The 18334-nt window shown below is 60.6% G+C and carries 15 protein-coding genes; 8 read left to right on the forward strand and 7 right to left on the reverse strand.

Annotated elements, in window-relative coordinates; translation table 11 throughout:
- Window positions 1-6: 6 nt before the first annotated feature.
- From BFN67_RS18130 to BFN67_RS18140, 3 genes are read right to left on the reverse strand one after another with little or no spacing between them, the layout of a single operon-like run.
- Window positions 7-1245 carry an aminomethyl transferase family protein gene (locus tag BFN67_RS18130; RefSeq protein WP_080920922.1) on the reverse strand — a complete coding sequence of 413 codons (1239 nt, stop codon included), beginning with the start codon at window positions 1243-1245 and terminating at the stop codon, window positions 7-9.
- Complete coding sequence (locus tag BFN67_RS18135) at window positions 1242-2837, reverse strand: phytoene desaturase family protein (protein ID WP_080920923.1); 1596 nt, start codon at window positions 2835-2837, stop codon at window positions 1242-1244. Before BFN67_RS18135 ends, BFN67_RS18130 begins: the two co-directional genes overlap by 4 nt.
- Window positions 2824-4443 carry a phytoene desaturase family protein gene (locus BFN67_RS18140; protein ID WP_080920924.1) on the reverse strand — a complete coding sequence of 540 codons (1620 nt, stop codon included), beginning with the start codon at window positions 4441-4443 and terminating at the stop codon, window positions 2824-2826. Before BFN67_RS18140 ends, BFN67_RS18135 begins: the two co-directional genes overlap by 14 nt.
- 325 nt (window positions 4444-4768) lie before the next feature.
- Here BFN67_RS18140 and betI point away from each other — a divergent pair, with 325 nt between their 5' ends.
- Window positions 4769-5440, forward strand: a complete 672-nt coding sequence (betI, locus tag BFN67_RS18145) for a transcriptional regulator BetI (RefSeq protein ID WP_080920925.1) — start codon at window positions 4769-4771, stop codon at window positions 5438-5440.
- 25 nt (window positions 5441-5465) lie between these two features.
- Window positions 5466-6548: an ABC transporter substrate-binding protein gene (locus tag BFN67_RS18150; protein ID WP_080920926.1), complete on the forward strand. Its 1083-nt coding sequence runs from the start codon at window positions 5466-5468 to the stop codon at window positions 6546-6548.
- Window positions 6549-6777: 229 nt separating this feature from the next.
- Here the strand turns inward: BFN67_RS18150 and BFN67_RS18155 are convergent, their stop codons facing one another.
- From BFN67_RS18155 to BFN67_RS18165, 3 genes are read right to left on the reverse strand one after another with little or no spacing between them, the layout of a single operon-like run.
- Window positions 6778-7851 carry an ABC transporter ATP-binding protein gene (locus tag BFN67_RS18155; RefSeq protein ID WP_080920927.1) on the reverse strand — a complete coding sequence of 358 codons (1074 nt, stop codon included), beginning with the start codon at window positions 7849-7851 and terminating at the stop codon, window positions 6778-6780.
- 22 nt (window positions 7852-7873) lie between these two features.
- Window positions 7874-8701 (reverse strand): ABC transporter permease, encoded by an 828-nt coding sequence (locus BFN67_RS18160; RefSeq protein ID WP_080920928.1) that lies wholly within the window; start codon window positions 8699-8701, stop codon window positions 7874-7876.
- The gene (locus BFN67_RS18165) at window positions 8698-9615 is read right to left on the reverse strand and encodes an ABC transporter permease (protein ID WP_080920929.1); all 918 of its coding nucleotides are present in this window, start codon (window positions 9613-9615) and stop codon (window positions 8698-8700) included. The genes BFN67_RS18160 and BFN67_RS18165 overlap by 4 nt, the downstream gene beginning before the upstream one ends.
- Window positions 9616-9867: 252 nt before the next feature.
- Between BFN67_RS18165 and BFN67_RS18170 the strand changes: the two genes are divergently transcribed.
- Window positions 9868-11286, forward strand: coding sequence for an aminotransferase (locus BFN67_RS18170; RefSeq protein WP_080920930.1), 1419 nt, complete (start codon window positions 9868-9870; stop codon window positions 11284-11286).
- Window positions 11287-11347: 61 nt separating this feature from the next.
- On the opposite strand, the gene BFN67_RS18175 is transcribed toward BFN67_RS18170, so the two are convergent.
- Window positions 11348-12565 (reverse strand): aromatic ring-hydroxylating oxygenase subunit alpha, encoded by a 1218-nt coding sequence (locus BFN67_RS18175; RefSeq protein WP_080920931.1) that lies wholly within the window; start codon window positions 12563-12565, stop codon window positions 11348-11350.
- Window positions 12566-12918: 353 nt separating this feature from the next.
- On the opposite strand from BFN67_RS18175, the gene BFN67_RS18180 reads away from it, so the two are divergent.
- The 5 genes from BFN67_RS18180 to BFN67_RS18200 all read left to right on the forward strand — a co-directional run bounded on the left by BFN67_RS18180 (window position 12919) and on the right by BFN67_RS18200 (window position 18324).
- Window positions 12919-13779, forward strand: a complete 861-nt coding sequence (locus BFN67_RS18180; protein ID WP_080920932.1) for an FAD binding domain-containing protein — start codon at window positions 12919-12921, stop codon at window positions 13777-13779.
- Window positions 13779-14255, forward strand: coding sequence for a (2Fe-2S)-binding protein (locus BFN67_RS18185; RefSeq protein WP_080920933.1), 477 nt, complete (start codon window positions 13779-13781; stop codon window positions 14253-14255). Before BFN67_RS18180 ends, BFN67_RS18185 begins: the two co-directional genes overlap by 1 nt.
- Window positions 14256-14257: 2 nt before the next feature.
- Window positions 14258-16522 carry a xanthine dehydrogenase family protein molybdopterin-binding subunit gene (locus BFN67_RS18190; protein ID WP_080920934.1) on the forward strand — a complete coding sequence of 755 codons (2265 nt, stop codon included), beginning with the start codon at window positions 14258-14260 and terminating at the stop codon, window positions 16520-16522.
- On the forward strand, window positions 16522-16767 hold the full coding sequence (locus BFN67_RS18195) for a MoaD/ThiS family protein (RefSeq protein WP_080920935.1): 246 nt from the start codon (window positions 16522-16524) through the stop codon (window positions 16765-16767). The genes BFN67_RS18190 and BFN67_RS18195 overlap by 1 nt, the downstream gene beginning before the upstream one ends.
- 609 nt (window positions 16768-17376) lie before the next feature.
- Entirely contained in the window at window positions 17377-18324 is a 948-nt protein-coding gene (locus BFN67_RS18200; RefSeq protein WP_080920936.1) for a substrate-binding domain-containing protein, read from the forward strand.
- Window positions 18325-18334: the final 10 nt, after the last annotated feature.

The raw sequence follows: 18334 nt of genomic DNA on the forward strand, positions 1-18334 counted from the left end.
GGCATGTCAGAAGTCCGCCGGCGGGGTTGCGCTGCGGCGTTCGAGCCTTATGAACGGTCGGGGCACGATTCTTGCGCGCTTCATCACCCGTTCGTAGCGCAATTCGCGCATGGCGTAGATTTCGACCCAGAGGTCGTCGAGGATCAGATCGCCGAACGGCCGCCGCAGCGACGCGATGGCGACGCTCTTCTTGGCCGTCGGGGCCCAGATGGCCGCGCTGACCAGCCCGACCTCCCGATTCTTCTTGTGATAGACGATGGCGTGCTCGGCGGGAATATTGCCTTCGATTTCCAGTCCCACCAGGACATAGCGCAGCTTCTTGCCGGCGCGTGCGTCCAGGATGGCCCGACGGCCGTTGAAATGCCCCTTGTCCGCATCGACCATGAAGCCCAGCCCGATCTCGTAGGGCAAGCGTTGGCGGTCGGCACGGACGGCCTGTTGAGCAGCGGTGAAATCGGCGTTGGCGACGATCAGGCCCGCCTCGATCCGCGCACGGTCGAGCGCGGCATAGCCGATAGGGCGAATACCATGCAATTGGCCCGCTACCATCAGCCGGTCCCATAGCGGCAGTGCAAGTTCGCGTTCGACGAACAATTCATAGCCGAGATCCCCGGTAAAGCCGGTACGCGAGATCGTGACGGCCCCGCTCTCATGCGCAAAGTCGGCCAGGTCGAACGGCTTCAATCGCTCAATGCCGGCAAAGCCGGCGTCGCGCAGCACGGCAAACGAAGTCGGACCTTGCAGCGCCAGGCCTGCCACCTGTTCGGTTTCTTCCCCGATCCTGACGGTGAAGCCGATTGCGGAATCGAGCAGCCAGGGCAGGTGCCGCCCCTGGCAGCACAGGCGGAAACGGTCGGGCGAGAGACGAAACAGCGTGCCGTCGTCAAGGACAAAACCTTGGTCGTCGCACCAGGCGGTGTAGTGGACGCGGCCCGGCTTCAGTCTGGTCACGTCGCGCAAAGTGAGCCTGTTGCAGAAGGCTTCCGCCTCCGGCCCCTCGATGCGGTATTTCGTCATCGGTGAGATGTCGAACAGCGCTGCCTGGCTACGGATGGCGAAATATTCCAGTTCCTCGTCCCATAGCGAATGCGGCGCGCGGTAGCCGGACCAATTGTACCACTCGTTGGTTTTGGCGGCGGCATCGATGCGCGGCTGGAAAGGCGTGTCCGCCCGCAGCGTGCGAAAATGCGATTGGGCGATTTGCCAGACCTGCGTCGGAGAGGGTTTTAGGGTCGAAATATTCATCTCTCAGCCCTCGCCGCTAAGATCCGCCGCGCGGCATTCAGGCCCGGCAAACCGGAAATGCCGCCGCCGGGATGCGAGCCGGCGCCGGCGAGATAAAGCCTTTCGATCGGCGTGTCGTAGCCCGACCAGCCGGAAACGGGCCGGGAGAACAGCATCTGATCGGCCTGCAATTCGCCATGGTGCCAGTGGCCGCCCGGCATAAGATAGCGCACCTCGATGTCGGCCGGCGTAAGTAGTTCAGCGTGCCGCGCCAGCCTGCCGATGCCCGGCGCGTGGGCTTCCAGTTGCGCCATGATCGCGGCGAGGAATTTCGGCTTGCCCGTCTCCCAGCCTTCCTTCAACGCGTAGGGCGCATACTGTACATTCGCCGAAAGGATGCAACCGTCTTGAGGCGCCAGCGACGGATCAGTCAGCGACGGCAAGGTGATCTCCATGACAGGCTCAGGCGAGAATTCACCGTATTTCGCCGGGTTGAAGGCGCGCTCGACATGGTCGGGCGAGGGAGCGATGACAAGACGGCCGTGCAGGTCTTGCGCCGCGACGCCGGGAAAATCCGGCACGCCGTCAAGCGCCAGATTGAGCTTGGCGACATCGCCCTTCATGCGAATATTCTTCACCTTGCGAACCAAGCCGGTGTCGAGCAACGGCGCGCCGACGAGGGTGAGCAATGTGGTCGTCGGATTGACAGCCGAAACGATTGTATCAGCGTGGATTTCTTCGCCGCTCGCCAGCGCCAAGCCGACGGCGCGGCCGCTTTCCACGACGATCTTCGCGACCGAGGCACCGGTGCATAGGGCCACGCCGGCATGTTCGGCAGCGGCGCGGATCGTGGCGATCACCGCGCCCATACCGCCCTTCGGCACGACCTGTGCGCCCGGCGCGCCGCCGATCTCGCCGGCCAGGCGGTAGTAGAGACCGAGCAGCGAGGTCGGCGAGCGCGGCCCGAGATGCGACCCCAGCACCGCGTCGAAGGCGAGCAGGCCCTTCAGCCGGTCGTCCGAAAGCTGCTCGTCGAGCAGGTCGTGGACGTTCATCAAGAGCACGCGCAGGAAATCGCGCATGTCTTCCCTGCCCAGCCGCTTCATGGCCAGCGCCGCCTGCCCGAGCGCGGCCAGGCCGCCGGGCGAACGGGAGCCGAACTCCGGCGGCCTTCGCGACAGGAACGGCTTCAGGACACCGGCATAACGCAGAAGCTGCACGCGAAGGTCTTTCCAGGCGGCTTGTTCGGCGGCGCTCGCGCCGGTCAGCGTCTCGCCATAGGCGCCATGTAGGGTGAGAGGGGCGCCGTCTTTCGACAAGACAACAGACGGAGCGAATGTTGAACCGGAGGCACCTCGTAACAGGTCCAGCCCGAGTTCTTCCAGATCGAGCGCCTTCACCACCTCGGGATGCAGTCGGTTCAGCACATGCGCGGTCGAGTCGCGGAAGCCGGGGAAGAATTCTTCCGTCCGCGCCGCGCCGCCCATCTCGGCATTCGCCTCCAGCAGCAGCACGTTGCGGCGGCCCTTCGCCAGCAGGGTGGCGCAGATAAGGCCGTTGTGGCCGCCGCCAATGACGATGGCATCCCAGACGGTGCGATCAGATGACGTCATGGGCCGGGCTCATGTGATGATCAGACCGAGCGAGATCGCGCAGGATTTCCTTGGCCGCGTTGCGGCCGGGCGCACCCATTACACCACCGCCCGGATGGGTCGAGGAGCCGCATATATAAAGTCCGTTCACCGGTGAGCGATATTGTGCAAAGCCAGGCACCGGCCGGTTGAACAGAAGCTGGTCGAACGTCAGTTCACCCTGGAAGATGTTGCCTTCTGTCAGGCCGACCTCGGCTTCCAGTTCACGCGGCGTGCGCACTTCCATATGCACGATGCGATCACGAAAGCCGGGCGAATAATCGGCGATCTGCGAGATAACCGTCTCGGCGAAGGCGTCGCGGTCGGCATCCGTCCAGTCGCGCCCCTCCACTTTCGGAGGAGCATATTGCACGAAGCAACTCATGAAGTGCTTGCCGGGCGCCGCCATCGTGGGATCGATCGTGGTCGGGATCATCATGTCGAGGAAGGGGTCGACCGACCAGCGCCCGGCCTTCCAGTCGTCATAGGCACGTTCCATGCGTTCGACCGTATCGGTAAAATGCAAATCACCACGCAGACATGGCGAATCCTTGGGCAGCGCGGGGAATTCCGGCATCGAATCCAGCGCGATATTGACCTTGCCGGAGGAGCCGCGGATCTTGAAGTTCTTTACCCGGCGCAGGAAGATGTCGGGCAATTCCTTTTCCTCGACCAGCTTCAGGAAGGTGCGCTTCACGTCGGCGTTGGAGACGATGAGCTTGCCGTAAATCTCCTCTCCCCCAGCAAACACAACACCCTTCGCCTTGCCGGATTTGACGCAAACCTTCTCCACCTCGGCCCCGGTGCGGATGGTGCCGCCGGAGGCCTGGAATGACGCCGCGAGCGCCCTTGTCACCGCACCCATACCGCCGCGTGCATAGCCCCACGCGCCGACCGAACCGTCAACCTCGCCCATATAATGATGAAGCAGGACATAGGCCGTGCCGGGCGACATCGGTCCGAGCGCCGTGCCGATGATGCCTGAGATGGAAAAATTCGCCTTGATGACGTCGGTTTCGAAATATTCATCGAGGAAATCGGAAATCGATATGGTCCAGAAGCGCAGCGTCAGCGCCATTTCCTCTGCCGTCAGCCCGGCGAATTTCTTGCCCAGGTAGAGCAGTTCGCCGAGATCGCGGGGCTTCAGGCTCGTCGGATCGGGCGCGGTGCGCATCAGGAGCGGCTGGATGAAACGGCATTGCCGGGTCACGTCGCGGGCATAGCGGTCATAGGCTTCGGCATCGCGCTTCGAGAATCGCGCGAATTCGCGTCGGTGCGCGTCATGGTCGCGGTAATTGCCGAGATAATCGCCGTCCTGTGTCAGTACCGCGCCGCCTTCATAGGCGATGACCTGCAGGCCGAAGCGCGGCAGTTCGAGGTCGCGCATGATCTCGGGCCGAAACAGCGAGCAGACATAGGAGCAATTCGAATAGAGAAAGCCCGGCGTCAATTCGCGGCTGGAAGCGGCTCCGCCAACCCAATCGTTCTTTTCCACGACCAGGACATCGAGGCCGGCGCGCTGCAAATAACAGGCGTTGACCAGCCCGTTATGTCCGCCACCGATGACGATTACATCCCAGGTCTTCACTATGCGATGCCTCCCGTCGTTGGACGTAAGATTGGCATGCCGGAGGTAATCTTGTCCAGACATTCTGAATGAATGTTCAACAAATCATGTTGCGTTTTCCCCTTGATGCGCTAGGCTTTGCCCTGAAGCAGGCGACCGTGACCGACCCCTGGGCGCAAAGTTGGAATGCGATGCGGCAGTTGTCCGCATCTTGGGGTGATGCGGGTTGCGGCTGGAGCGAAGAATGGCCCGGCATAAGGCAAGGCGAACCGGGAGCTTGACAGGAACCGGACGGCACCACTCATCTGCGGATCGAAGCCCCGTAACGATTGATGAAAGCACGCCAATGAATACGACCGTTCCCAAGGAGCAGACAGCGGTACCCGAAAGGCGCGGCCGCAAGGCGTCGAAGGAAACGCGCCAACTCCAGCTCATTGAGGCGACGATCGATTCGCTTGCCAAGCGCGGCTATTCCGACACCACCATGGCCGATGTCGCCGACGGCGCCGGCCTGTCGCGCGGCATCGTCAATTTCCACTTCGAAAGCAAGGACAAGCTGCTTGTCGCTACCTTGCAGCATATGTACGACGAGTATGCCGCGCACTGGCGCAACGCGCTGCACAAGGCCGGAGACGATGCGGCGCGCCAGTTACAAGCGTTGGTGTCCGCCGATTTCGACCGCTCGATCTGCAACAAGCGCAAACTTGCTGCCTGGTGCGCCTTCTGGGGCGAGGCCAAGTCGCGGCCGACCTATCAGGCGCTGTCGGGCGCGCGCGACCGGGCCTATCAGGGAACGATCGTGACGCTGTGCGGGCGCCTCAAGGCCGAGGCCGGCTACGCCTATGAGCCGGTCGAGATGGCGCTGGCGCTCAGCGCCATGCTGGAAGGGCTGTGGTTGCGCCTGATGATGGGCGCCGAGGATGTAACGCGCGAGAGTGCGCTGAACGGTGCGAATGCGTTCCTGGCATCGGTCTTCCCGCGGCACTTCCGCCCGGAGGAGGCGGACAGGACGGGCTGAAAACAAACATAAAGGGAGGAGAACAATGAAGACACTTATACGCCACCTGACATTGACGCTGGCGCTGACCAGTGCGCTGGCTGCTTCGGCAATCACCATCGCGGTTGCTCAGGATAGTGACCTGACCATTTTCGACTGGGCAGGCTATGAAGATCCAAGCTTCCACCCGAAATATGCCGCGACGCATGAGACTGCACCAACCTTTACCTTCTTCGGCGACGAGGACGAGGCGTTTCAAAAACTGCGTTCCGGCTTCAAGGCCGATCTCGGCCACCCGTGCTCGCAAAGCGTGGTGAAGTGGCGCGAAGCCGGGCTTTTGCAGCCGCTCGATACGTCCCGCATTGCTGGCTGGAACGATCTCCTGCCTGGCATCATGGCTATGAAGGACCTCGCCACCACGCCGGACGGCAAGGCCTGGTTCATGCCTTGGGATTGGGGCGATACGCAACTCACCTACAATTCGGAAAAGGTGGACGAAAAAGACGTAGAATCGCTGAAAGCTTTCGCCGACCCGAAGTTCAAGGGTCGGGTGTCTATCGGCGACAATGTCGATGACGCCTATGCGCTGGCGAGCCTGGCGATCGGACTGAAGGACTGGACGCAGATGACGGACGATCAGTTCAAGCAGGCGTCCGATTTCCTGCGCCAGGTGCACAAGAACGTCCGCCTCTACTGGACCGATACCACCAACATCGTACAGGCGCTTTCGGGCGGTGAGGTCGATCTCGCCTGGGCCTGGAATGACGCCACTGTGCAGTCGGCGCTTGCGGGTGCCCCGATCAAGGGCAAGAAGGACACCAAGGAAGGAATTTCGACCTGGGTTTGCGGCTATGTCATGTTCAAGGACGCACCCGGCAGCAAAGACAAAGCCTATGACTACCTGAATGCAGTCAATGATCCGGAGGTGGCGAAGGTGCTGGTTGGCGATTGGGGCTATGGCCAAGCCAATGCCAAAGGCATGGCGGGGGTCGATCCGGCGGTCTTGAAAGCCAAGGGCTATGACGATATCGGCAAATTCGTCGACAAAACGCTGTTCCAGTCGCCGGTTCCGCCGAATCTCAAGCAAAAGATGATCGCTGAATTTGAGAAGATCAAGGCTGGATATTGAAAGCTTCGCCCGATCTGACCTCCTGTCAGGCGCTGCATGTGATTTGCCCCTTCTCAAGGAGGAGGGATCCAGCGCTATGTCCGGCAAATCTCTTGAGGTTGACCAAGAGGAGACGCAGTGATTTTCCCTTTCGCCTGAGGGAAGGATCAGGATGAAGCGCGGTCAAAGCCGGGATCCTCCTGCCTCGAATTCAGTGCGCGTCGCTCGTTCCTGTGGCGAGCGCCGACCCTTAATCCGCCAGCGCGACCAGCGCCTCGGGATCGTAGGCAAGGCGGATTGCTGCGCCGACCGGAATGTCGTCGGCGCCGAAATCATTAGTCTCAATCACCGAAAGCGGCTTTTCGAGGCCTGGAATGTCAACGATCAGGTGGGTGACTTCGCCGAAATAATGGCGTTCGACCACCGTGCCCGCGACTTCGAAATCGAAACGCTCTTCGTCCCACAGAACGCGTAATCGTTCCGGGCGGATGCCGAGCGTGGCGCTTGTGCCCTTACGCAGGAAGGCGGGGGGCTTTTCGGCTTTCACTCGGCCGAACCCCAGCGTATCGACGGTCAGTGTCGCCCCGCTCTCCTCGACGATCTCGGCTGCGACGAAGTTCATGCCACCGAGGAAATCGGCAACCTGGCGAGTGACCGGCCGCTGGTAGATATCCTTCGGTGAGGCGACCTGTGCGATGCGCCCGTTGAACATCACCGCGATACGGTCGGACATGGCAAGTGCTTCATACTGGTCATGGGTGACGAGAATGAAGGTGATGCCAACAGCCTGTTGCAACCGGCGCAATTCGATCTGCATCTGCTCGCGTAATTTCTTGTCCAGCGCCGAGAGCGGCTCATCGAGCAGCAAGACCTTCGGCCGCATCACCAGCGCCCGAGCGAGCGCGACGCGCTGACGTTGGCCGCCTGACAGTTCGGTGGCGCCACGCCTGCCGAGTCCGGTCAACGATACTTGCTCGAGAGCTTCCTCGACACGGCGCTTTTCTTCACCCGCGTCCAATCTCAGCCGCTTCAAACCATATGCAACATTCTGCTCAACATTGAGATGAGGAAAGATCGCATAGCTCTGGAAAACCATATTGGTCGGCCGCCGGTTAGCTGGAATGCCATCCATCGGCTGGCCATCGATGGCGATCGACCCGCTGGTTGGCTGGTCGAAACCGGCAATCATCCGTAAAAGCGTGGTTTTGCCGCAACCGGAAGGGCCGAGGAGCGAGAAGAATTCACCTTCGCGGATGGCGAGCGAAGCGTCATCCAGAGCTTTGAACGCGCCATAGCTACGCGTCACGTCGCGGATCTCGATCATCGTACGTTCTGGCGGGACGCGATCAAACATAAAGACCTCCCTCATTGTGGGTGCGGCTTGCAGCGCGCCGACGCAACATTTCCGCGATCGCCATGAGAACGAACGAGGCAACCAGCAGCAGCGTGCCGAGTGCCAGCACGCCGGGCAGTTTAGCTGCGAATCGCAACTGGCCCCAGATGTATATCGGCAGCGTCGCTTCGGTTCCGCTCAGGAAAAAGGCGATCATGAATTCATCCAGTGAGATGGTGAAGGACACCAGAAGGCTTGAAATGATTGCGGGCATGACCATCGGCAAGGTCACGCGCCGAAATGTTCCGAAGGCGCTTTCGCCGAGATCGGCCGAGGCTTCCTCTAGGCTGCGGTCAAAGCCCTCGAAGCCAGATGTCAGCACCGTCATGGAATAGGGGATGCAGATCAGCACATGGCCGAGCATGACAGTGAACAACGAAAGACCGATACCAAGCCGCAGGACGACCAGCAGCAGTGAAATGGCGATGATGATTTCGGGCAGGACCAACGGCGCCATAATCAATCCGTTGATCGGGCGGCGGCCGGGGAAGCGGTAGCGGGTGATGGCGCGCGCGGCGAGAATGCCGAAGATGGTGGACAGGATCGCCGCCGAAACGCCGACGATCAGGCTGTTCCACGCGGCTTCAACGAGTTCCGGCGTGCGCAGCAGGCCCTCGTACCATTTCCAGGTGAATCCGTTGAGCGGAAATTTCGGCGTTGCCGCGGTGTTGACCGAAAAGATCGGCAGGAACATCACTGGCAGGTAAAGGAAGACGACATAGAGGAAGGCGTAGGCCGATAACCACGATCCACCGGGTAAAAGGCGGCGCAACCGGATCATCTGGCCAACCTCGCCACAGTGCGGATGAGGAAGACGGCCGCGCCCGCCATCAAGCTCACGACGATCATGGTCGTCACCGAGAGTGCCGCTCCCAACGGCCAGTTCGCTGCCCTGCCGAATTGCACCTGTATGGCATTGGCGATCATCATGCCATCCTTGCCGCCGACCAGCTTTGGGGTGACGAAATCGCCGACGGTGGGGATCATGACGATAAGTAGCGCCGAGACGATGCCGGGCACCGATAGCGGCAGGGTCACGCGCAAAAAGGCGCGTAGCGGCCCGTCGCCAAGGTCTGCCGCCGCCTCGATCAGCGTGCGGTCCACCTTCTCCAGTGCCACAAAAATCGGCAGGACGGCGAAGGCCGCCCAGGCATGGGTGAGTGTGATGACGACGGCGCTGGAATTGTAGAGCAGGGCAGGAGACGGCTCATGCAATATGCCGAGCCCCATCAACGCGGAATTGAGCACGCCGTTGTAACCGAGGATCACCTTCCACGACATGATGCGCAACAGATAGCTGGTCCAGAACGGAATGGTGATGAGGAACAGCCACAACCCCTTGCGCCGGCCGCCATAGAAGGAGATGTAATAGGCTATTGGATAGGCGAAAAAAACCGTCAGCCCGCTCACCACGAGCGAGATGCGAAGCGAGCGCCATAAAAGATCGCGATACATGGGCTCGCCCAATGCGGCGCGATAATTCGCAAGGGTGAATGTACGATCGACAGTCAGATAATGCTGCGTCCAGAACGAATGGGCGAGGACGACCACGATCGGCAGGACCAAGAGGATGAACGCGTAAAGGAAGGTCGGGCTGATCAGGGCCAGCCCCTGCATGATTTCCGTTCGCAGAAGGCCGCTTTTGCTTTTCCGCCCCGATACGAGCGGCTGCGACTGGTCCGCGGCAGCCGTCATCGCAAGCCATCATGCGTCGTTTCAGTCGTTAGCCACTCAGCCACGCTGCCATCCCATTGGTTTGCCGCGCCTGCATTTTCGAGGTTTGCAGCATCACTTATCATGCCTGCATCCGTGCATTGAAATCAAGTTCAATTTCTGCAATATTGATTGAACGGACATTCAAAATGAAGTGAAGAGATTCGGATTTTCCGATGCTTGGTGAAATCTGAAGCCGCGCATCAAACTATCAGGGAACGAGTGAGGCGAATCATGGCGGCGTTGCGGGAACCGAGGGGCGTCCAGGGTGACGAGGCTTTGCGCAAGGACGCGGTCGAGCAGGCCACTCGTCATCTCGTTCAGCCATGGCCTTATGCGGGTTCGGCCGGCGCGGAGGCTCGCACGCTGATCGGGGAAGGAGACGGCATCTATATCACCGACGATGCCGGCCATAGGCTGATCGACGGCCCGGCCGGCATGTGGTGCACCAATATCGGCCACCGCCGCGAGGAGATGGCGCAGGTCATGTACGAGCAGGCCATGCAACTCTCCTATAATACCCCCTGGTACACGATGAATGCGCCATCGGCCGAACTTGCCCGGCGTATCGCCGATCATGCGCCCGGCGATCTATCCCATGTCTTCTTCACCACCGGCGGGTCGTCGGCAGTGGAGACGGCATTGCGCTTCATGCAGTTCTTCAACAATGTGCGCGGCCGGGCGGACAAGAAATTGATCCTGTCGCGCGGCGGCGCCTATCACGGCTCCACCTATCTGTCGGCATCGCTGAACGGGCGGCCGCGCGACCGCGACTGGATGGACGGCGCCGATGATCTCGTCGTCAAATTGTCGTCACCCGACCCGTTCCGGCGGCCGAAAAGCTTGAGCGTGGAAGGGTTCTGCGATGCGTTGGTGGAAGAATTCCGCTCCACGGTGGAGCGGATCGGCGCCGAGCGGATTGGTGCGTTTGTCGGCGAACCGGTGCAAGCGTCAGGCGGCGTAATCTTGCCACCGAACGGCTATTTGAAGCGCATCCGCGAAATCTGCCGCGCAAATGACATTCTCTATGTTTCGGACGAAGTGGTCACGGCTTTCGGGCGACTGGGGTCTGTCTTCGCATCGGGCGATGTGTTCGGCCTGGATCCGGACATGATCACCTTCGCAAAGGGCGTGACGTCCGGCTATTTTCCGCTCGGCGGCGTCGTCATTTCCGAAAGACTGCTGGAGGAATTGCGCCGCTCCAACCACCCCGACGCCATGTTCGCGCATGGGCTGACTTATACCAGTCACCCTATCGGCTGTGCAGTGGCGCTGAAGAATTTCGATATTCTGGAGAACGGCTTGCTTGCCCATACGAGGGAGGTCGCGCCCTATTTCCAATCGCAATTGAGGACGCTTGAGGACCTGCCTTTGGTTGGTGAGGTGCGCGGGCTTGGGCTGATGGCCTGCGTCGAATGTGTTGCCGATCGGGAAAGCAAGGACCCGCTGGAACTCGACAAGGATGTCGGCAAGCGCATTGACGCGCATTGTCAGGAACTGGGGCTGCTGGTGCGGCCGCTGATCAACATGTGTGTGATGTCGCCGCCGCTCGTCATCACGCGCAGCCAGATCGACGATCTGGTGAGCATTTTGCGTGAAGGCATCGTGCGCACGATGGAAGAACTGCGTAAGGAAGGCATGTGGAACGGCTGACTGGCTCTGGAAACAGGCGGGCATGCCCGCCGTGCGGCTATCCTCGAGGACTTTGCCGGCGCTATTGATCTGCCGCTGAAGCCTGCGCAAGCAATCTGTCGTTGATGCCGGCCATTTCGGCTTCGCCCGGCGCCGTTTCCATCGCCAGAACCGGCAGTCGCCGGCGCAGATGGTCGTGATGGGTGCGTACGCCATATTCCAGGTTGGACAAATAGAAGCCGCCAAAGGCCTTCGATAGCATGGATTCGTTCGACCAGACGGTAAGCTGCACGTCTTCGGCCATGGTGTCACGGTCGATACGCAAGGCCAGATAGCGGGCCGCCGCCTGTTCGCGGCTTTCCTGTGCGTAGCGATAGATAGCGCCGCGCAACAGCGACTTTCCGGTAGAGAGAGGAAATTCTTGGTAAAACTGCACCGATTCCGGCGTTGCCGCGATCACCGCGTTGGGAAAGATGCCGTAATAGACCCAGGCGGTCTTGAGACGGTCCGGCAGGTGTTCGGGCTGCTGTGAGATGCGGACATAGTTCTTCACGCTCCAGCGGCGCCCGGCATGCGGGTTGTAGGTGGCGAAGGAGCGTGACACGCCATCGACGAACGGTTCGTCGAAATAGGTCGTTCCGTAGAGATCCTGTAAGGCTGGATGCGCCATAGCGACATGATAGCCTTCATTGTCAACGTCGCGGACGGATTTCCAGTTGACTGGCGATTCCTGTGTCCAGATACCGCCGGTGGGCACCATTTCGGCGGCCCGATAGTTAGAAAATTCTTCCCCGATCGGCGCCAAGAGTTCGGCGACGGAAGGCTGCGGTCCGCCCTTGCGGAAGCGCACGAATATGAAGCCCATCCAGATTTCCAGATCGAGCGGTTGCAGACCGAACTCGGTCTTGTCCATCTCGGGGAAGGATCGCGGTTGGGCTGCGCCACGCAGCGTTCCGTCAAGATTATAGACCCAGCCGTGGAACGGGCAGACCAACGCGTTCTTGCAACTGCCCTTGTCGTCGGCGACTACACGGCTGCCGCGATGGCGGCACATATTGTTGAAGGCACGCACGATACCGTCCTTGCCGCGCACGACCAGCGCCCGTTCGCCCACCACATCCATGGCGATGTAGTCACCGGCATTCGGAACATCGCAGACATGACCGACAATCTGCCAATGGTTGCGGAATGCATGCTCCTTCTCCAGTTCCAGAAGGGCATCGCTATGGTAGGCCCAACGAGGAAGCCCTCGACGATCCCAATTGGCCGGGACTGAAATGTCGCGCGAATGCTTCGTCATGGCGAGCCAACAGTTGTTGAACGTTCATTCATTATAGAGCAATTATATATTTTAATGCAACGAGTTGAGGGGTAGAATCTAGACAAATGTTGATTCTCAACACAATCTCTGACCAAGATTTGGAGTCGTACTGGTGCAAGGCACAGGGTTGGTTCGTATGGCACAAAGCCCGCCCGTCCTTCTGACGGGACGATGGCTTTTCGATACTCGGTCCCACGGGTCGCTCGATCAAAGTTGCGTTGCCCATCCGATTTCTGGCGCAGCGTTGCGACCGGGGAGGACAGAACCGGATGGCCATTCCGAAACGAAGCTTTATAAGAGGAGCGTAGGATTGTGATGATCAAGGGGAGACGATGCGCTACATACGTCCACAATCAATAGAAGACGCCGTCGGTCTGTTGGCCGAACCGGACGGAACAGCCGCTATCCTCGCTGGAGGCAGCGACCTTCTGGTCAGGATGAAAGGCGGCTTTATTGAACCCGACCTCATCATCGACATAAAAGCAATCCACGGATTGGGCGAGATCAGGGAAACAGCGGAAGGCTTCAGCATCGGCTCGGCGGTCCCTTGCGCGGTGCTGGGGGAGAACGCAGCCCTGAAAAAAGCGTGGCCGGGCGTCGTCGAAGCGGCCAGGCTGATCGGCTCGAAACAGGTGCAGGGGCGCTGCACAATCGTCGGCAATCTCTGCAACGCCTCGCCGGCGGCTGACAGCGTGCCGGCGATGGTGGCGGCGGGTGCCAAAGCGGTGGTCGTGGGACCATCCGGGCGGCGCACCGTTCCCGTCGAGGCGGTGCCAGCCGGCCCCGGCAAGACATCGCTCGCCAAGGGCGAAATCATCGAGGCGATCCTGCTCGACAAGCGCCCGCCGCATGCGGGTGACGCCTATCTGCGCTTCATTCCGCGCACCGAAATGGACATCGCGGTGGTCAGCGCCGGTGTGAACCTGACGCTCGACGAAAAGGGCACCGTCAAGACGGCTCGCGTAGCGCTGGGCGCGGCCGCTCCCACGGTACTGCTGGTGGAAGAGGCAGCCGAGGTCCTTGTCGGCTCGAAGCTCGACGAGGCTGCGCTGGAGCGGCTCGCCAAGGTCTGCTCGGGTGCTTGCCGTCCGATAGACGACAAGCGGGGCACCGTCGAATTCAGAAGGAAAGTCGCGGGCGTGCTGGCCAGACGGGCCGCCACGACCGCCTATAAGCGTGCAGGAGGCAAATGATGGCCGGCGTAGCTGTTTCAACCACAATCAATGGCGATAATGTCGAGTATCTTTGCCAGCCCGACGAGACGCTGCTCGATGTCTTGCGTGATCGGCTGGGGTTGACGGGAGCCAAGGAGGGCTGTGGCACCGGTGACTGCGGCGCCTGTAGCGTCATCCTTGACGACCGGCTGGTATGCTCGTGCCTGGTGCTGGGCGCGGAGGCTGAAGGTCGGAACGTCGAAACCATCGAGGGAATGGCGCATGGCGACAAGCTGCATCCGCTCCAGCAGAAATTCCTCGAACACGCAGCACTTCAATGCGGCATCTGCACGCCGGGCTTTCTGATGGCGGCGAAGGACCTTTTGGCGAAGAACCCCGACCCAACCGAGGAGGAAATTCGCTTCGGCCTTGCCGGGAATCTCTGTCGCTGCACCGGCTATGACAAGATCGTGCGTGCCGTTCAGGACGCCGTCAGCGAGATGAAGGCAGCATGACCATGAATTTTGATCCCCGCTACTCCGCTCGCAGCTTCAATTCCGTCGGCACGCGTCCAATACGGCCCGACGGCGTCGACAAGGTGACGGGCCGCGCCCGCTACGGTGCGGATTTCAACATGGCCGGCCAACTGGTCGGACGTATTCTCAGAAGCCCGCACGCCCACGCCAGGATCAGGAAGATCGACACGTCGAAGGCGCAGATGCTCGCCGGCGTTAAGGCGGTGATCACTGCGGCTGACCTGCCGGACCTCACCGACGGCGACGCCGCCATGTATGACATTCTCGATAACTGCATGGCGCGCAAGAAGGCACTCTATGACGGCCATGCAGTGGCTGCGGTGGCCGCGGTCGATGCCCGCACGGCTAGGCAGGCACTGAAGCTGATCGAGGTCGATTACGAGGTGCTGCCACATGTAACTGACGTCGACGAAGCGATGAAGCACTCTGCGCCTGTTCTCAATGACAGCATATTTACCGAGGGTGTCGAACCAAGACCTGCCAAGCCGTCCAATATCAGCAAGCGCAGCCAATTCGGCCATGGCGACACCGAGGAAGGCTTCAGGCACGCCGACAAAATCGTCGAACGCTCCTTCAGGACCGAGCAGACCCATCAGGGCTATATCGAGCCGCATGCCTGCGTGGCGAGCGTCAGCTCGGATGGAACCGCAGACCTTTGGGTCTGCACGCAAGGGCATTTCGTTTACCGCCAGCATTGCGCCCAACTGCTTGGCATGGAAGCCTCGAAGCTGCGCGTTACCTCTTCCGAGATCGGCGGCGGCTTCGGCGGCAAGACCCATGTCTGGGCCGAACCGGTCGCACTGGCGCTGTCGCGCAAGGCAGGCCGTCCGGTGAAACTCGTCATGACGCGCGACGAGGTATTTCGCGCTTCCGGCCCGACGAGCGCCACCTCGATCGACGTCAGGATCGGCGCCCGGAAAGATGGCACCATTACCGCGGCCGAAGCAACGTTGCGCTATTCCTGCGGTCCTTTCGCCGGCACGTGGGCCGAGGTCGGCGCCATGACCGCCTTTGCCTGTTACAGGCTCGAGAATGTCAAGACGATCGGCCATGAGGTGCTCGTCAACAGGCCGAAGACCGCGGCCTATCGCGCACCGTCAGCGCCGATGGCGGCCTTCGCCGTGGAAAGCGTGATCGACGAACTGGCCAAGGAGATTGGCATGGATCCAGTCGATTTCCGCATCAGGAATGCCGCTCAGGAAGGCACGAGGTCGTCCTACGGGCCTGTCTACGGCCCGATCGGCATCGGCCCGACGCTTGAGGCGGTGAAAAACCATCCGCACATGAAGGCGCCGCTGAGCAGGAATCAGGGCCGCGGCATGGCTTGCGGCTTCTGGTTCAACTTCGGTGGCCAGACCTGCACCGATCTCAACATCGGTGCGGACGGCTCGGTCTCGCTTGCCGTCGGCACCATAGACGTGGGCGGCTCTCGCGCCTCTCTGTCGCTGATCGCGGCGGAGGAACTCGGCATCGCCTATGAGCAGGTGAAGGCGGTAGTCGCCGACACATCCAGTCTCGGCTACAACGACATGACCGACGGCAGCCGCGGCACCTTCTCTACCTCCATGGCCACCATCTCGGCGGCGCGTAACGCCATCAAGACACTGCGTGAGCGCGCCGCGCAGATGTGGGACATTTCCGCCGACGATGTTGCCTGGGAAAAGGGCCACGCAGTCGCCAAGGGCGGAAAACACGGCAATCTCGGCAAGTTGTCGCTCAAGGAGATCGCGGCCGCGTCCGGCACGACGGGTGGGCCGATCGCCGGCCACAGCGAGCTTGTTGCTGACGGCGCGGGCGTCTCCTTCGCCACCCATATCTGCGACATCGAGGTCGATCCCGAAACCGGGGCGACGCGGGTACTGCGCTATACGGTGGTGCAGGATGCCGGCAAGGCAGTGCACCCGACCTATGTCGAGGGACAGTATCAGGGAGGTGCGGCGCAGGGCATCGGCTGGGCGCTGAATGAGGAATATATATACGGCAAGGATGGGCGTTTGCAGAACCCCGGCTTCCTCGACTACCGCATCCCCGTCTGCTCCGACCTGCCGATGATCGACACGCAGATCCTCGAGATCCCCAATCCGAACCATCCTTACGGCGTGCGCGGCGTCGGCGAGACGTCGATCGTGCCCCCGCTGGCGGCGATCGCCAATGCGCTGTCGAACGCGGCGGGCGTGCGTATGACGCATATCCCGATGTCGCCGCCGCGCGTACTGGCGGCAATCGAGGCGAAACAGGCAGGCTGATGGTGGAAGTGACGCTTTGGGGCGCGCTTGGCGCCGCCGCCGGAGGGAAGAGCAAGATCGACGTCGAGGCGAAAGATATAAGGGAACTGTTCAGGAAACTGGCTGAACAGTATCCCGGCCTCGAGCCACACATCGAACGGGGCATCGCGGTCGCCATCGACGGCGTGATCTATCGCGACACCTGGTCGAAAGAATTGCCGCAAGGTAGTGAAATCTTTCTGCTGCCGCGTCTTGTTGGAGGATAAATACGAAATCGTCTTACTGCCACGATGAGATGCTAAGATTCTCCTGTTACGTGGGCTCTGACGAACAGCTTGGCTTCACCGACAGTGATAGCAATTCAGCGGTGAGCAGCCTTTCTTGAGCGCTTCTCAAGGCTTCGTGCGCGCCCGATTCAAGCCAAAGACGAGCTATTCGGACAAAACGACTCTCCAGTTTCGAGCACCGATTGAGTCAGTCCGGCAGATCGAATTTCCGGTCATGCTCGAAATAACGATGTCATCCCTTTCGAACCACACCTTGCGGTAATACGCCTCGGTAGGCGCTCGAAGATAAGCGGCAATGCCTTTAACAGGCTCGCCAGTTCCTCCTGTCATGGCTCGAGAGCAGGTTCCCGCCAGAAATCCTGATTGTTGTTGCCGACGCCCAGCTTGCCGCTTCCGGGTCGATGTCACACGGCTGAGCGCGCCGTCTTGTTATGCGTCCGCATCTGGGAAACATCGCGCCGATCGATCAGGTGATCTCTTGTAAATAATAAAATACATGTGTATCGAGGTTGGGAAGGCATCAATATAATCGTGCCTGCGATTTCACAGCACTTATTCCAAATTGCAGTGAGCCCAAGGAGGACCCCTATGAAGACATTGTTCAAGCTGGCATTGGCCGGGCTTTTTCTGGCATCGACCGCCGCTTTCGCTCAGGATGCCGGCCCCGGCACGGTCAAGAAAGACAGCTATCGCTTCGTCATTATTCCAAAGGTCGTCCATCCCTGGTTCGACAAGGTGAACAATGGTGCTTATGCGGCTGCCAAGGCCATTGAGGCGCAGACCGGTTCTACGGTCAAGATCGAGTACAGTGCGCCGCAGCAGGCCGATGTGGTTCAGCAGAACCAGATTCTGGAAACCTCGATCGCCACGCATCCCGACGGCATCGCCATTGACCTGCTTGACCCCAGCGGCAATCGCGCTCCGTTGGAAGAAGCCGTTGCGCAGGGCATTCCGGTTACCATCTTCGACTCGGTCCCGCCCGAGGGCATGGATCTTACCAGCATCGGTAACGATTTCTGCGAGCAGGCGTCCATAGCGGCACGGCGCCTTGTCGAACTGCTTGGCGAAGAAGGTGGCGAGGTTGCCATCATGATGGGCGTGCCGACTGCACCCAACCATGCCATCCGCGCGGAGTGCCACAAGAAGGTCTTTGCCGAACATCCGCAGATCAAGGTTGTTGCGACGGGCATCGATAATGACGACATCGAGACCGCGCAAAAGCAGGCCGCTGCTATCATGCAGGCCAATCCGAATCTGAAAGGCTGGGTTGCCTGTGACGCGGCTGGCCCGATCGGCATCGGCCAGGCCATCAAGGAAGCGGACAAGGTCGGCAAGGTTCAACTCGTCGGGCTGGATGATTTGTCGCAGATGATCCAGTTGATCAAGGACGGCGTCGCCGACAGTTCCTCGTCAACCAAGCCTGAGATGCAGGGTTACTGGTCGGTGATGACCATGTGGCAGAAGGCGACGGGTGCCGAGACGCCGAAATACATCGATACCGGCATCTCCTTCCTGACCAAGGACAATGTGAAGTAACGCCCGTTTC

The organism is Manganibacter manganicus (genome assembly GCF_002075885.1).
In the GTDB taxonomy this organism is placed as follows: domain Bacteria; phylum Pseudomonadota; class Alphaproteobacteria; order Rhizobiales; family Rhizobiaceae; genus Mesorhizobium; species Mesorhizobium manganicum.

Excerpts from the sequence above, each read along its gene's own strand:
- BFN67_RS18185 (WP_080920933.1), top strand. The coding sequence starts at position 13,779 with ATGGCCGGCGTAGCTGTTTCAACCACAATCAATGGCGATAATGTCGAG.
- BFN67_RS18160 (WP_080920928.1), bottom strand. The coding sequence starts at position 8,701 with ATGATCCGGTTGCGCCGCCTTTTACCCGGTGGATCGTGGTTATCGGCC.
- BFN67_RS18165 (WP_080920929.1), bottom strand. The coding sequence starts at position 9,615 with ATGACGGCTGCCGCGGACCAGTCGCAGCCGCTCGTATCGGGGCGGAAA.
- BFN67_RS18175 (WP_080920931.1), bottom strand. The coding sequence starts at position 12,565 with ATGACGAAGCATTCGCGCGACATTTCAGTCCCGGCCAATTGGGATCGT.
- BFN67_RS18195 (WP_080920935.1), top strand. The coding sequence starts at position 16,522 with ATGGTGGAAGTGACGCTTTGGGGCGCGCTTGGCGCCGCCGCCGGAGGG.
- betI (WP_080920925.1), top strand. The coding sequence starts at position 4,769 with ATGAATACGACCGTTCCCAAGGAGCAGACAGCGGTACCCGAAAGGCGC.
- BFN67_RS18155 (WP_080920927.1), bottom strand. The coding sequence starts at position 7,851 with ATGATCGAGATCCGCGACGTGACGCGTAGCTATGGCGCGTTCAAAGCT.
- BFN67_RS18170 (WP_080920930.1), top strand. The coding sequence starts at position 9,868 with ATGGCGGCGTTGCGGGAACCGAGGGGCGTCCAGGGTGACGAGGCTTTG.
- BFN67_RS18190 (WP_080920934.1), top strand. The coding sequence starts at position 14,258 with ATGAATTTTGATCCCCGCTACTCCGCTCGCAGCTTCAATTCCGTCGGC.
- BFN67_RS18200 (WP_080920936.1), top strand. The coding sequence starts at position 17,377 with ATGAAGACATTGTTCAAGCTGGCATTGGCCGGGCTTTTTCTGGCATCG.
- BFN67_RS18135 (WP_080920923.1), bottom strand. The coding sequence starts at position 2,837 with ATGACGTCATCTGATCGCACCGTCTGGGATGCCATCGTCATTGGCGGC.
- BFN67_RS18130 (WP_080920922.1), bottom strand. The coding sequence starts at position 1,245 with ATGAATATTTCGACCCTAAAACCCTCTCCGACGCAGGTCTGGCAAATC.
- BFN67_RS18150 (WP_080920926.1), top strand. The coding sequence starts at position 5,466 with ATGAAGACACTTATACGCCACCTGACATTGACGCTGGCGCTGACCAGT.
- BFN67_RS18180 (WP_080920932.1), top strand. The coding sequence starts at position 12,919 with ATGCGCTACATACGTCCACAATCAATAGAAGACGCCGTCGGTCTGTTG.